We start from the raw sequence: 11,603 nt of genomic DNA, 5'->3' as shown, positions 1-11,603 counted from the left end.
CGACGGCCGGGGCCCAACTGGAAAGGTTGGAGTAACGGATCGCTACGCACATCAGCTAGGTCTCCCATTTGGGCCCCGGCCTTCGCCGGGGTGGGGTGCAGGTCGGTAGCTTTACCACCGCTTAGAGATCAGGCTGATGAGCGGGGTCAGACACCTCTGCTCTCCTTGTTCTACACAACGGGTGCGGTTAGCGCCGCCCGCCGTATGCCGGGAGCGCGAGGTGGAAGCGGATTGCGGCGGCGCGGAGCGTGAAGCCCGCGCTGGCGGCGATGACTGCGGCCCAGGACAGGGGCGTGCCGAGCAGCACCAGCCCTACGTAACTCGCCGAGGCGAGTGCCGCCGCGGTCACGTACAACTCCGGCCGCATCAGGATCGAGGGTTCGCCCGCGAGGACGTCGCGGATGATGCCGCCAACGCACGCGGTCATCACGCCCATCAACGCCGCGGGCACGGGGGGCACGCCGTAGCCGAGCGCCTTTGCCGCGCCGTAGACCGCATAGGCGGCCAGCCCGACCGCGTCGAACCAGCCAAGCGCCTCGCCCTTCCACCAGCGTTCGGGCGTCACCCAGATCAGCAGCGCCATGCTGAGGCACACGCTCGCCGCGCGCGCATCGTGCACCCAGAAGACCGGCGCGCCGATCAGCAGGTCGCGCACGGTGCCGCCGCCGACGCCGGTGATGAGGCCGAAGAAGACGAGCGTCACGAAGGTCTGCCCGCGCTTGGCCGCCGCCAGCGCGCCCGACGCGGCGAACACCGCGAGGCCGGCAAGGTCGAACCAAGGCGCCGCGACCGGCAGGAGCTGGGCGGGCAGGATCTCGACGGGCAGCGGGACGGGCAACATCGGGCCGGCGTAACCGCCCGGACCTACAGCGTAAAGCAGAAGGCCGCGCGTCGGCAGCCCGATGCTGTACGAAGATGAACGGGGTGTTGTTTTTGGTTCATGCAACCGCGGCTATGGTGTTCTCGTTACAGCATCAGATCAATTCACTAGGGAGTTCCAACATGCGTAAACTCATTCTCGCTCTCGGCTGCAGCGCCATGGTCCTGCCGACCGTCCTGATCCCGGTTTCGGCCGCAGACGCGCGCGATCGTCGCGAATGGCGTGGCCGCGACGGCCGCGTCTATTGCAAGAAGAGCAATGGCACGACCGGCACGATCATCGGCGGCGTCGGCGGCGCGCTCCTCGGCCGCACGGTCGACACGCGCGGCGACCGTACGGTCGGCACGCTGGGCGGTGCGGTCCTCGGTGGCCTTGCCGGTCGCGCGATCGACAAGGGCACGAGCAACAACAATCGTCGTTGCCGCTAACACGCATCACTGACTGTCAGCGGCAAAATCGATGCCGCTAATTCAGTCGTCATGCGTTGGGAAAGGGCGTCGCGGGAAACCGCGGCGCCTTTTTTCTTGTCCAGACGAAGGATCCCATGATGACCACACGCAGCGGTTCGGCAAAGTATGAAGGCCTTGGCAAGAGCGGCAAGGGTCATGTCTCGACGCAGTCGGGCGTGCTCTCGGACAGCCCCTACGGCTTCAACACGCGGTTCGAGAACGAGCCCGGCACCAACCCCGAGGAACTGATCGCGGCGGCGCATGCGAGCTGCTTCACGATGGCGCTGAGCTTCGCGCTCGCGGGCAAGGGATATGAGGCGGGCACGCTCGAGACTTCGGCGAAAGTGACGCTCGACAAGGATGGCGACGGGTTCAAGATCACCAAGTCGGCGCTCACGCTGAACGCCAAGGTCGAGGGCATCTCGAAGGACGAGTTCGAGGCGATCGCCGCCGACGCCAAGGCGAACTGCCCGGTATCGAAGGTGCTCAACGCGGAGATCACGCTCGAGCACAATCTCGCCTGATACCAACGACGTAAGGCTTCGGCCGGCTGAACGCGGTGTAGTTTGCGGTTCACGCAACTCCCGCTTTGGCCGGCCGTTCTTTGCGCATCGAGTCAGGAGACGAACAATGCGTATTGCCCTTCTTTCGGCAGCCCTTGCCGCCACGGCGTTCGGCGCGATCCCCGCGACCGCGCAATCGACGGTCCGCGGCGCCAATCGCGAGTATAACGACCAGGTCCGCGACGCGCAGCGCGATTACCGCCGCGACGTGCGTAACGCCGATTCACGCGGCGATGTGCGCGATGCGCGCCGCGAGTATCGTGAGGAGGTGCGCGATGCGCGCCAGGATCGCCGCGGCGACATTCGCGACATCCGCCGCGACAATGGGCGCAACGGCAATTGGCAGCAATATCGCGGCTATGACTATAACCGCTACGAGCGGGGCCAGCGCGGCTATTTCGCCGACCGCTATTATCGCGATGGGCGCTATTACCAGGAGCGCCGCCTGGGTCGCAACGACCGCATCTATCGCGGCGGCAACGGGCGCTATTACTGCCGTCGCAACGACGGCACGACGGGGCTGATCATCGGTGGCCTGGCAGGTGGTGCGCTGGGCAACGTGATCGCGGGCGGTGGCTCGCAGTTGCTCGGCACGCTGATCGGTGCGGGCGGCGGCGCGGTGCTCGGCCAGTCGATCGATCGCGGCAACGTGCGCTGCCGCTGATCCGGTATCGTTAGTCCGACAGAAGGGCCCGGTGGAAACGCCGGGCCCTTTCTGCGTCAGATGATGCCGCCGCCGAGGCTGAGGCGGAGCGCGAAGATGATGATCAGGACGATGTTGAGGTTGCGACCGCTGCTGCTCGACGAGAGCGCACCGACCGCCGCCCCGACGATCCCGATCGGGATGACGAGCCAGTTCATCCAGCCGAGCAGCGGAATGAAGGCGACGAGGCCGAGCACCAGGGTGACGAGGCCGATGAGGATGGAGACGAGGTTCAGCATAAGCGGAACATGGCGGTGGGCAGGCGTCGGAGCAAGATCATCCGCGCGCGCGCCGGGCCAGCGCGTAAAACGCTTTCTTCACGACCGTTCGCGCATAGGATGGCGGTGATGAGACTCTCCTTCCGCCCCGCCCTGATCCTTTTGCCGCTCGCGCTGGCGTCGTGTGGACGGTCCTCGACCGACCAGCAGGATCTCAACAGCCTCGATGCCGAGCTGACCAACGGATCGGCGCGCGATCCGGCGCTGACATCGGCGCTTGGCGCGCAGATCATGGTCGATCCCCGGCTGGCGCAATCGTCCAACACCGATGCGGTGCGGCCGCCGACGCAGCCCGAAGGCGCCGCCGTGCCGCCCGAGGGGCCACTCAAGGCCGATCCGGTCGACCCGAAGACGTTGCAGCGCGCGCCGGCGGCGTCGAACGACTGCCCCGAATGCAAGACGGCGAACGGTGCGCTGACGCTGGGCGCGCTGGCCGAGCGGCAGAAGACCCCGGATGCGGGGGTGTGCGCGCAGAAGATCGGCTATTCGGCGGGATGGGCGAACCGGTTGCCGGCCGACCTGCCGCTCTATCCGGGCGCGCGGTTGACCGAGGCGGCGGGGGCGGATCGCGACGGCTGTCGCCTGCGCGTCGTGAGTTTTGCGAGCAGCGCGCCGATGCAGAAGATGCTCGATTATTATTACACGCGCGCGCGGGCGGCGGGGTATTCGGCGGGGCATAGCACCGATGGGCGGCAGCATGTGCTGGGCGGGGTTCGGGGGAACGACGCCTATGTGGTGTATGTGACCGCGCGCGCTGGCGGCGGGAGCGATGTGGATATGGTGTCCAACGCTGGTCGGTGAGGGTTGGGTGAAGCGGTTCCGCGATTATGCCACCCCGGCGGAGGCCGGGGCCCAATTGGGAAACGCTGCTAGCTGAGCGCGGCCCCTCGTTACTGCTACCTTTCCAATTGGGCCCCGGCCTTCGCCGGGGTGGATAGGGGGAGGCTGCAGCTACCCTACTATGTTCTCCCGCGAAGGCGGGAGCCCAGGCTGGGTCCCCGCCTTCGCGGGGAAACAGTTAGAGCGGACCGAAGCGTCACGCACACCACCAAGCGCCCTCCCCTAACCCCCACCTTTCCGTTGGGCGCGATTCACGCTAGGGCGCGGCGATGTTTCCCCTTCTTTATGTCATGGTCGGTGGCGCGGTCGGTTCCGGCGCGCGCTATCTGACCGGTCGCGCAATGACGGCGCTGCTCGGCCCCGACTATCCGTTCGGTACGCTGGCGGTGAACCTGATCGGCGGGCTGCTGATGGGCGTGCTGGTCGGCGTGCTCGCGCGGAACACCGCGTCGGAGGCGTGGCGCCTGCTGCTCGCGGTCGGCGTCCTGGGCGGCTTCACGACGTTTTCGAGCTTCTCGCTCGACGTCGTCTCGTTGATCGAGCGGGGCGCGATCGGCGTTGCGTTCGGCTATATTCTCCTTTCGGTGATCGGCTCGATCGTCGCAGTATTCGCGGGTCTCACCGCAGTAAGGGCCATCGCATGACCGCGGGCAAGAACGATAGCGACTCCGGCTTTCGGGAGTTCAACGTCGGGTTCGACGATGACGGCATCCGGCTCGACCGGTGGTTCAAGCGGCATCTGCCCGACACGAGCTTCACGACGGTGGCGATGTGGGCGCGCACCGGCCAGTTGCGCGTCGACGGCGCGCGCGCGACTCCGGGCGACCGGATCGCGGCGGGCCAGATGCTCCGCGTGCCCCCGCCCGAGGCCGACAAGGCCGCCGCCGATGTGGACAAACCCCGGCGCGTGCGTGAGCGCGTGATCCTGTCGGACGAAGAGACCGAGCTCGCGCAGAGCATGGTCATCCACAAGGATTTCCAGGCGTTCGTGCTGAACAAGCCGCCGGGGCTTGCGACTCAGGGCGGTACCAAGACGACGCAGCATGTCGACGGGCTGCTCGACGGGCTCCAATATGACAATGAGGGCCGGCCCAAGCTGGTCCACCGGCTCGACAAGGATACGTCGGGCGCGCTGCTCGTGGCGCGCACGAGCCGCGCGGCGGCGTTCTTCGCCAAGGCGTTTTCGGGCCGCACCGCGCGGAAGGTATATTGGGCGCTGGTGGTCGACGTGCCGTCGATCGAGGACGGCATGATCGAGCTGCCGATCGGCAAGCAGCCGGGCACCGGCGGCGAGAAGATGCATGTCGACGAGGCCGAGGGCGCGCCCGCGCGCACACGCTACCGCGTGATCGAGCGCGCGGGCAACCGCGCGGCGTGGGTCGAGTTGCAGCCGTTTACCGGGCGCACGCACCAGCTGCGCGTGCACATGGCGGCGATCGGGCATCCGATCGTCGGCGACGGGAAATATGGCGGCGCGGCGGCGTTCCTGACCGGCGGGATCTCGCGGAAGATGCATCTGCATGCGCGGCGCATCAAGGTGGATCATCCCGATGGCGGGTCGATCGACGTGACCGCCGGGCTGCCGACGCATTTCGAGGAAAGCCTGAAGCAGCTGGGCTTCGACGAGAAGCTCGGCGACGCGCTGCAGCTCGACGAGAAGACCGCGCCGACGCGCGAGCAGATGAAGTCGCGGGCGAAGGCGCATGCGAAGTCGGTTCGGAAAGAGCGTAAAGGTGAGCGGCGTGGGCGCGGGGTTGTCGAGGACAAGAAGCCGGCTGGCGGTAAGCCGGGGGCGCCCAAGACGGGCGGGCCTCGGACGGGGGCCGGGTCGACGTTCGGGACGCCGCGGAGTGGGCCTCGGGTCGAGGGTGCCAAGCCTGGTGGCCGGGGTCGTTCGGGGGGGAAGCCGAGTGGGCCTCGTACGGGGCCGGGTTCGCGGTGATCTAGCGGACGGACCGGCACGCGAACCACACACCACCCCGGCGCAGGCCGGGGTGGAGTGGATGTTGGGGCAGCGTCCCCACTGCCCGTTCCCCCGCGAAGGCCGGCGTCCAGGGGCCATGATCCTCGGCTCTGCTTGATTCCTGGGCCCCCGCCTTCGCGGGGGAACAAGATGAGGTGCGTACCGGCTTACTTCATCCACCCGCGCAGCAGCCGCCGCACGGCTTCGGTCACCGTGCCGAACACCATGTGCGACGCGACGCTGTACAAATGCGTCGACGATGCGGTCTTCCACGGTGCGTCGCCGAGGCCCACCGCGGGCACCGCCGCCTCGTCGAGCAGCGCGGTGTTCGCCAGCGCGAACGCAGTGCCGTACCCCGCCGTCACCGCCGGGCGGTATTCCGCCGCGACCGCGTAGACGATCCCCAGCCCTGCCCCGAGCGCGTAATGCACCGCCTGCCCGGCGAGCGGCTTGCGATCGTCGGGGATCTCGTGCCCCACTACTGCCTGGGACACCTTGTCCGCCGCCTTCTCGGTCGCGGGTTCCGCGTCGCTGTCCGACGACGACAGCGCGGCGACGCCCGCCTGGAAGCGATCCATCACGAACGAGGCGGCGAGCCCCGCGATCAGGCCGGCCGCAGCGGCGGCCCAGATGTTCGGGGTGTCGGTCGGTGCGTGCGCCATCATGAATCTCCAAAAGCCTGCGAGACGAACCGTCGAGGAAGAGGCGCGTTCCGGTTTGGCGTTCCCTCGTTCGCCCGGCTGATCTACGAGGCGGGGATGCGTTGGAAAATCCCATGATCCGCCTTGCCGTGTTCGATTGCGACGGGACTCTCGTCGACAGCCAGGCGAATATCTGCGTCGCGTGCGAGCGGGCGTTCGAGACGGCCGGGCTCGTCCCGCCGCCGCGTGACGAAATTCGCCGGATCGTCGGGCTCAGCCTCGTCGAGGCGATGCAGGTGCTGCTGCCACAGGCCGACGAAGCGCTGCACCGCGCGCTCGCCGCCGACTACAAGGCCGCGTTCCATGCGATGCGCGCGAGCGGCGAACTGGCCGACGAGCCGTTGTTCGACGGGATCGCCGACGTGCTGACGACGCTCGCCGACGACGGCTGGGTGCTCGGCGTCGCGACGGGCAAGTCGGACCGCGGGCTCGCGCATATTCTTGCCGCGCATGGGATCACCGATCGGTTCGTGACGTTGCAGACCGCCGACCGCCATCCGTCGAAGCCCGATCCGGCGATGCTGTTCGCGGCGATCGCCGAAGCGGGCGCGACCGCGGCGACGACCGCGATGATCGGCGATACGAGCTTCGACATGGCGATGGCGCGCGCGGCACGGGTGCGCGCGGTCGGCGTCGCCTGGGGCTATCACGCGGTCCACGAATTGTCGGATGCGGGGGCGGACGTCGTCGCAACCGCGGTGCCAGAGCTGCTGCACATGGTCGCGCGGCCATGACCGACGCCGACAAGCTAGCGCAGCGGCGCTGGTTCGTGCTGGTCGTCGTGCGGATGGCAGGAGTCGCGGGGGCGTTGCTCGGCCTGATCCTGATCGCGCGCGCGCATGACATGGGCCCGAAGATCCTCGGGACGGCGATCGTGCTGTCGGCGATGGCGATGATCGCGACCGTGCCGCGCAGCCTGGCGCATCGCTGGCGGAGTCCACCCCAATGAAGCGGTTCTGGAAAGACGTTGCGATCGATGGGGATCGCGTGGTGACGCTCGACGGCAAGCCGGTGCGGACGCCCGGGCGGCGGCCGCTCGCATTGCCGACCGCGGCGCTGGCAGAGGCGGTCGCGGCGGAATGGCGCAGCGTCGGCGAGACGATCGATCCGCGGACGATGCCACTGACCGGCCTCGCCAATGCCGCCACCGATCCGATCGCGAATGACCCGACGCAGTTCGCCGCGCGGCTTGCGGCCTATGGCGAGAGCGACCTGCTCTGCTACCGCGCCGAGGGTCCGCCGTTGCTGGTCGAGCGGCAGGCGGCGGCGTGGGATCCGCTGCTCGACTGGGCGCGCGGCCGGTATGACGTGACGTTCGCGGTGACCGCGGGGGTGATGCACGTCGCGCAAGCCCCTGCGACGATCGCACGGCTGCACGAGGCCGTTGCGGCGTATGACGATTTCCGGCTCGCGGGGCTGTCGCCGGTGGTGACGCTGACGGGATCGCTGGTGATCGGGCTGGCGCTGATCGAGGGTGAGATCGACGCGGACGCGGCGTGGGCGGCGGCGGGGATCGACGAGGACTGGTCGATCGAGATGTGGGGCGAGGACTGGCAGGCGGCCGAGTTGCGCGAACTCAAGCGCCAGGAATTCGCGCGCGGGGTGGCGTTTCTGGGGATGCTTTGACGGGCGCCCGCCCAATCGCCGTCACCCCAGCGAACGCTGGGGTATCCTGCTTGGCGAGCGCTGCCGCCCGAACCGGGAGATCCCAGCGTTCGCTGGGATGACGGATAGGGCTGGCGGATACGGTGGGGCGGCTGGGCGCCTCAGCGCGTCAGGCGGCGGATGAAGCCGATCAGGCCGGTCTGGCGCGAGCGCTTGAGGCGTTCGGCGGCAAGGATCGTCTTCACGCCGCGAATGCAGCTGTCGACGTCGTCGTTGACCAGCACGTAATCATAGCCGTCCCAGTGGCTGACCTCGTTCGCCGCGCGCGACATGCGCGCGTCGATCACCTCGGTCGAGTCGGTGCCGCGGCTGGTGAGGCGGCGGTGGAGTTCCTCCATCGAGGGCGGGAAGATGAAGACGCGGACGACGTCGCCGCCGGCGATCTGGAACAGCTGCTGCGCGCCCTGCCAGTCGATGTCGAACAGCACATCCTTGCCGGCGGCGAGCATCTCCTCGACCTGCGCGCGTGGCGTGCCGTAGCGATGGTTGAAGACATGCGCCCATTCGAGGAACTCGTCCTTCGCGACCATGTCGCGAAAGCCCTCGAGATCGGTGAAATGGTAATCCTTGCCGTCGACTTCGCCCGGGCGCATCGCGCGGGTCGTCACCGAGACCGACATCTCCAGCTCATGTTCGTCGGCGAGCAATCTGCGCGCGATCGTCGACTTGCCGGCGCCGGAAGGCGAGGACAGCACGAACAGGACTCCGCGGCGACGGAAACCATGTGGGTCGGACGGAAGTGTGTGGGGCATGCGCGCCCTTGCCGCGGACTGCGCATGGGCGTCAACCCATGCGCAGTCCGCTTGTGTCATTCTGGCGGCGGATCAGTAGCCCGCCTTGCGCGCCTTGTTGCGGTCATACGCCTTCTTGGCCGCGTAGCCGCCGCCGAGGATCATGCCGAGCGGCCCCATGCGGCGCATCAGCCCCATCGCGACTACGCCCTTGACCGCGCCCGATGCGCCGCCCGAGCCGTCGCGACGGCCCATTTCGCGGCCAACCAATGCACTGATGATACGTCCGATCATGACTTAACCTCTCCGAAAACCTGGTCCTTGAGTTCCGCTGCACCGCGCAGCACCGCCCAGCCGATCGCGTAGGTCACGGCCAGCGGTACGACGATCTTGAGTACGTTGGCGGTGATCGCACCGATGATCGCGCCGTCCGCATTGCCGTCGTCGCCGCTGAGCGAGTCGATGCCTGCGCCGATCAGCGCGCCTATGGTCGTTGCGCCCACGTAATTTCTCCTTCGCGTGTGGCGGGTTAGCGCGCGAGGGGCGTTTGGGTTCCCGCGCACCACCATCCGTCATCCTGACGAACGTCAGCACCCAGAGCCACGATCGTCTCGCTGAGTAACCCTGGATCCTGACTTTCGTCAGGATGACGGTGGGGGGGTGTACACACCACCCGTCATCCTGGACTTGATCCAGGATCCAGAGTTACGACGCGCGACGCTTATGGCTCTGGGTCCTGACTTTCGTCAGGATGACGGGGTGGGGCGGTTAGCGGCCGAGCATCGACTCGGGTCGCACTACGCGGTCGAAGGTCTCGGCATCGACTAGCCCGAGCGCGAGGCCCGCCTCCTTCAGCGTCAGCCCCTCGGCATGCGCGTGCTTGGCGATCTTCGCGGCGGCGTCGTAACCGATCTCGGGGGCGAGCGCGGTGACCAGCATCAGCGAGCGGTCGAGCAGGTCGGCGATGCGGTCGCGATTGGGCTCGATGCCGTCGACGCAGCGCTCCGCGAATCCCTCCATCGCGATCGCGAGCAGGTCGATCGAGCGCAGCACGTTGGCGCCGATCAACGGCTTGAAGACGTTCAACTCGAGATGACCCTGCATCCCGCCGACCGTCGCCGCGACGTGGTTGCCCATGACCTGGCCGGCGACCATCGTCAGCATCTCGCACTGCGTGGGGTTGACCTTGCCGGGCATGATCGAACTGCCGGGCTCGTTGGCAGGCAGGTCGATCTCGCCGAAGCCGCAGCGTGGGCCGCTGCCCAGCAGGCGGATGTCGTTGGCGATCTTGGTCAGCGCGACCGCGAGCGTGTTGAGCGTGCCCGAGAGGTGAACGAGCGGGTCGTTCGAGGCGAGCGCCTCGAACTTGTTACGCGCGCTGACGAACGGCAGGCCGGTAATCGTAGCCACCGCCGCCGCGAATGCATCACCGAAGCCGTGCGGCGCGTTGAGCCCGGTGCCGACCGCGGTGCCGCCCTGCGCGAGGATGACCATGCCGTGGCTGATCGCCGGCTCGATCCGGTGCCGACAGCGATAGAGCTGGTGCGCATAGCCGGAGAACTCCTGGCCGAGCGTCAGCGGAGTCGCATCCTGGAGGTGCGTGCGGCCGATCTTGACGATGTCGTCCCAGGCCTTGGCCTTCGCGTCGAGCGCGGCGTGGAGCTTGTCGAGTGCGGGGATCAGCCGCTTTGTCGTGGCGATCGCGGCGGCGATGTGGAGCGCGGTCGGGAAGCTGTCGTTCGACGACTGGCTCATGTTGACATGGTCGTTGGGGTGGACCGGCGACTTGCCGCCGCGCGTGCCGGTGAGAACCTCGTTGGCGCGGCCGGCGATGACCTCGTTGACGTTCATGTTCGACTGCGTGCCGCTGCCGGTCTGCCAGATGACCAGCGGGAACTGGTCGTCGAGTTTGCCGTCGACGATCTCCTGCGCGGCTGATTCGATGGCGTCGGCGATTTTTGGGTCGAGGCCGTGGGAGCGGTTCACGCGGGCGGCGGCCTGTTTGACGAGCGCCAATGCATGGACGATCTCGATCGGCATGCGTTCGCGGGTGCCGAAGGGGAAATTCTCGACCGATCGCTCGGTCTGCGCGCCCCAATAGGCGTCGGCGGGGACTTCGATCGGGCCGATCGAGTCGGTTTCTGTGCGGGTGGTCATGGGGAGAGAACCTTCCGGGGCTTGCGGTGGATCCCTCGCCCCTTCGGGGAGAGGGAGGGAGGAGCCGCAGGCGACGGAAGGGAGAGGGGATTTGTCGAAGGGGCACGGAGCCTCATGCCCCTCACCCTTCCCACCGCAAGCGCGGCGGGCCCCTTCCCTCTCCCCTGAAGGGAGAGGGAGAAAGGGTCACTTCTTCCGCTTGAAATCCACCGCGACGACGTTCGAGCCGTCTTCGATCGGCACCGCGGTCGGGCCGTCATTCTCGGGTTCGTCATGCTCGCCGAGCGCCTCGTCGGCGCCCTCCTGCGCCTGGAAGCGCAGTTCGAAGCTGACCGCGGGATCCTGGAACGCGGTGATCGCCGAATAGGGGATCACGAGCTTCGACGGGACCTGGTTGAAGCTGAGCCCGATCGAGAAGCGCGTATCGTCGACGACGAGGTCCCAATAGCGGTTCTGCATCACGATCGTCATCTCGTCCGGAAAACGCTCGATCAGCCGCTTGGGGATATCGACTCCCGGTGCCTGCGTCTTGAAGGTGATGTAGAAATGATGCTCGCCGGGAAGCCCGCCGGCCTCCGACACGGAGCCGAGCACGCGGCCGACCACGGCACGCAGGGCTTCTTGCACGATCTCGTCGTACGGAATCAGGCTATCGGGCAGTCCATCGCTCATT

The 11,603-nt window shown here is 67.6% G+C and carries 17 protein-coding genes; 9 read left to right on the top strand and 8 right to left on the bottom strand.

Annotation, left to right across the window (positions count from 1 at the left end; genetic code table 11):
• Nucleotides 1-187 precede the first annotated feature (187 nt).
• Nucleotides 188-841 carry a trimeric intracellular cation channel family protein gene (locus tag EV283_RS14180; RefSeq protein ID WP_130326432.1) on the bottom strand — a complete coding sequence of 218 codons (654 nt, stop codon included), beginning with the start codon at nt 839-841 and terminating at the stop codon, nt 188-190.
• A 161-nt stretch (nt 842-1,002) separates the two neighbouring features.
• Between EV283_RS14180 and EV283_RS14175 the strand changes: the two genes are divergently transcribed.
• The 3 genes from EV283_RS14175 to EV283_RS14165 all read left to right on the top strand — a co-directional run bounded on the left by EV283_RS14175 (nt 1,003) and on the right by EV283_RS14165 (nt 2,556).
• Nucleotides 1,003-1,308 carry a glycine zipper 2TM domain-containing protein gene (locus tag EV283_RS14175; protein ID WP_055873880.1) on the top strand — a complete coding sequence of 102 codons (306 nt, stop codon included), beginning with the start codon at nt 1,003-1,005 and terminating at the stop codon, nt 1,306-1,308.
• Nucleotides 1,309-1,427: 119 nt separating this feature from the next.
• Nucleotides 1,428-1,853, top strand: a complete 426-nt coding sequence (locus EV283_RS14170) for an OsmC family protein (protein ID WP_056417236.1) — start codon at nt 1,428-1,430, stop codon at nt 1,851-1,853.
• A 106-nt stretch (nt 1,854-1,959) separates the two neighbouring features.
• Nucleotides 1,960-2,556 carry a glycine zipper 2TM domain-containing protein gene (locus EV283_RS14165; protein ID WP_056416343.1) on the top strand — a complete coding sequence of 199 codons (597 nt, stop codon included), beginning with the start codon at nt 1,960-1,962 and terminating at the stop codon, nt 2,554-2,556.
• A 56-nt stretch (nt 2,557-2,612) separates the two neighbouring features.
• On the opposite strand, the gene EV283_RS14160 is transcribed toward EV283_RS14165, so the two are convergent.
• Nucleotides 2,613-2,834, bottom strand: a complete 222-nt coding sequence (locus EV283_RS14160) for a hypothetical protein (protein WP_107957770.1) — start codon at nt 2,832-2,834, stop codon at nt 2,613-2,615.
• A 108-nt stretch (nt 2,835-2,942) separates the two neighbouring features.
• Here EV283_RS14160 and EV283_RS14155 point away from each other — a divergent pair, with 108 nt between their 5' ends.
• The 3 genes from EV283_RS14155 (at nt 2,943) to EV283_RS14145 (ending at nt 5,655) form a co-directional block, all read left to right on the top strand.
• Entirely contained in the window at nt 2,943-3,674 is a 732-nt protein-coding gene (locus EV283_RS14155; RefSeq protein ID WP_242615983.1) for a hypothetical protein, read from the top strand.
• Between the two features lie 308 nt (nt 3,675-3,982).
• Entirely contained in the window at nt 3,983-4,357 is a 375-nt protein-coding gene (gene crcB / locus EV283_RS14150; protein WP_207223146.1) for a fluoride efflux transporter CrcB, read from the top strand.
• Nucleotides 4,354-5,655, top strand: coding sequence for an RluA family pseudouridine synthase (locus EV283_RS14145; protein WP_130326428.1), 1,302 nt, complete (start codon nt 4,354-4,356; stop codon nt 5,653-5,655). The genes crcB and EV283_RS14145 overlap by 4 nt, the downstream gene beginning before the upstream one ends.
• Nucleotides 5,656-5,843: 188 nt before the next feature.
• Here EV283_RS14145 and EV283_RS14140 read toward each other — a convergent pair whose 3' ends face one another.
• A complete protein-coding gene (locus tag EV283_RS14140) occupies nt 5,844-6,341 on the bottom strand; it encodes a DUF1440 domain-containing protein (protein WP_130326426.1) in 498 nt (165 codons plus the stop codon).
• A 110-nt stretch (nt 6,342-6,451) separates the two neighbouring features.
• Here EV283_RS14140 and EV283_RS14135 point away from each other — a divergent pair, with 110 nt between their 5' ends.
• From EV283_RS14135 to EV283_RS14125, 3 genes are read left to right on the top strand one after another with little or no spacing between them, the layout of a single operon-like run.
• Nucleotides 6,452-7,111 (top strand): HAD-IA family hydrolase, encoded by a 660-nt coding sequence (locus tag EV283_RS14135; RefSeq protein ID WP_130326424.1) that lies wholly within the window; start codon nt 6,452-6,454, stop codon nt 7,109-7,111.
• Nucleotides 7,108-7,326: a hypothetical protein gene (locus EV283_RS14130; protein ID WP_130326422.1), complete on the top strand. Its 219-nt coding sequence runs from the start codon at nt 7,108-7,110 to the stop codon at nt 7,324-7,326. Before EV283_RS14135 ends, EV283_RS14130 begins: the two co-directional genes overlap by 4 nt.
• Complete coding sequence (locus EV283_RS14125; RefSeq protein ID WP_130326420.1) at nt 7,323-8,003, top strand: ATP12 family protein; 681 nt, start codon at nt 7,323-7,325, stop codon at nt 8,001-8,003. Before EV283_RS14130 ends, EV283_RS14125 begins: the two co-directional genes overlap by 4 nt.
• Before the next feature lie 140 nt (nt 8,004-8,143).
• Here the strand turns inward: EV283_RS14125 and gmk are convergent, their stop codons facing one another.
• The 5 genes from gmk to EV283_RS14100 form a co-directional block, all read right to left on the bottom strand.
• On the bottom strand, nt 8,144-8,794 hold the full coding sequence (gmk, locus tag EV283_RS14120; RefSeq protein WP_031394372.1) for a guanylate kinase: 651 nt from the start codon (nt 8,792-8,794) through the stop codon (nt 8,144-8,146).
• Between the two features lie 72 nt (nt 8,795-8,866).
• Nucleotides 8,867-9,067 carry a hypothetical protein gene (locus EV283_RS14115; RefSeq protein ID WP_056052077.1) on the bottom strand — a complete coding sequence of 67 codons (201 nt, stop codon included), beginning with the start codon at nt 9,065-9,067 and terminating at the stop codon, nt 8,867-8,869.
• Nucleotides 9,064-9,276, bottom strand: coding sequence for a hypothetical protein (locus EV283_RS14110; RefSeq protein WP_056019850.1), 213 nt, complete (start codon nt 9,274-9,276; stop codon nt 9,064-9,066). Before EV283_RS14110 ends, EV283_RS14115 begins: the two co-directional genes overlap by 4 nt.
• Nucleotides 9,277-9,541: 265 nt before the next feature.
• The gene (fumC, locus tag EV283_RS14105) at nt 9,542-10,930 is read right to left on the bottom strand and encodes a class II fumarate hydratase (RefSeq protein ID WP_130326418.1); all 1,389 of its coding nucleotides are present in this window, start codon (nt 10,928-10,930) and stop codon (nt 9,542-9,544) included.
• Nucleotides 10,931-11,116: 186 nt separating this feature from the next.
• Nucleotides 11,117-11,602: a ClpXP protease specificity-enhancing factor SspB gene (locus tag EV283_RS14100; protein ID WP_055873918.1), complete on the bottom strand. Its 486-nt coding sequence runs from the start codon at nt 11,600-11,602 to the stop codon at nt 11,117-11,119.
• Between the last annotated feature and the right edge of the window lies 1 nt (nt 11,603).

Origin of the sequence: Sphingomonas sp. BK036 (assembly GCF_004216825.1) — a bacterium.
In the GTDB taxonomy this organism is placed as follows: domain Bacteria; phylum Pseudomonadota; class Alphaproteobacteria; order Sphingomonadales; family Sphingomonadaceae; genus Sphingomonas.
Note: the sequence above shows the minus strand (reverse complement) of the source record. Positions and strands in the feature narration are given on the sequence as shown.

Excerpts from the sequence above, each read along its gene's own strand:
- EV283_RS14140 (WP_130326426.1), bottom strand. The coding sequence starts at position 6,341 with ATGATGGCGCACGCACCGACCGACACCCCGAACATCTGGGCCGCCGCT.
- EV283_RS14115 (WP_056052077.1), bottom strand. The coding sequence starts at position 9,067 with ATGATCGGACGTATCATCAGTGCATTGGTTGGCCGCGAAATGGGCCGT.
- EV283_RS14155 (WP_242615983.1), top strand. The coding sequence starts at position 2,943 with ATGAGACTCTCCTTCCGCCCCGCCCTGATCCTTTTGCCGCTCGCGCTG.
- EV283_RS14100 (WP_055873918.1), bottom strand. The coding sequence starts at position 11,602 with ATGAGCGATGGACTGCCCGATAGCCTGATTCCGTACGACGAGATCGTG.
- EV283_RS14165 (WP_056416343.1), top strand. The coding sequence starts at position 1,960 with ATGCGTATTGCCCTTCTTTCGGCAGCCCTTGCCGCCACGGCGTTCGGC.
- EV283_RS14135 (WP_130326424.1), top strand. The coding sequence starts at position 6,452 with ATGATCCGCCTTGCCGTGTTCGATTGCGACGGGACTCTCGTCGACAGC.
- EV283_RS14180 (WP_130326432.1), bottom strand. The coding sequence starts at position 841 with ATGTTGCCCGTCCCGCTGCCCGTCGAGATCCTGCCCGCCCAGCTCCTG.
- EV283_RS14145 (WP_130326428.1), top strand. The coding sequence starts at position 4,354 with ATGACCGCGGGCAAGAACGATAGCGACTCCGGCTTTCGGGAGTTCAAC.
- EV283_RS14160 (WP_107957770.1), bottom strand. The coding sequence starts at position 2,834 with ATGCTGAACCTCGTCTCCATCCTCATCGGCCTCGTCACCCTGGTGCTC.
- crcB (WP_207223146.1), top strand. The coding sequence starts at position 3,983 with ATGTTTCCCCTTCTTTATGTCATGGTCGGTGGCGCGGTCGGTTCCGGC.
- gmk (WP_031394372.1), bottom strand. The coding sequence starts at position 8,794 with ATGCCCCACACACTTCCGTCCGACCCACATGGTTTCCGTCGCCGCGGA.
- EV283_RS14125 (WP_130326420.1), top strand. The coding sequence starts at position 7,323 with ATGAAGCGGTTCTGGAAAGACGTTGCGATCGATGGGGATCGCGTGGTG.
- fumC (WP_130326418.1), bottom strand. The coding sequence starts at position 10,930 with ATGACCACCCGCACAGAAACCGACTCGATCGGCCCGATCGAAGTCCCC.
- EV283_RS14175 (WP_055873880.1), top strand. The coding sequence starts at position 1,003 with ATGCGTAAACTCATTCTCGCTCTCGGCTGCAGCGCCATGGTCCTGCCG.
- EV283_RS14130 (WP_130326422.1), top strand. The coding sequence starts at position 7,108 with ATGACCGACGCCGACAAGCTAGCGCAGCGGCGCTGGTTCGTGCTGGTC.
- EV283_RS14170 (WP_056417236.1), top strand. The coding sequence starts at position 1,428 with ATGACCACACGCAGCGGTTCGGCAAAGTATGAAGGCCTTGGCAAGAGC.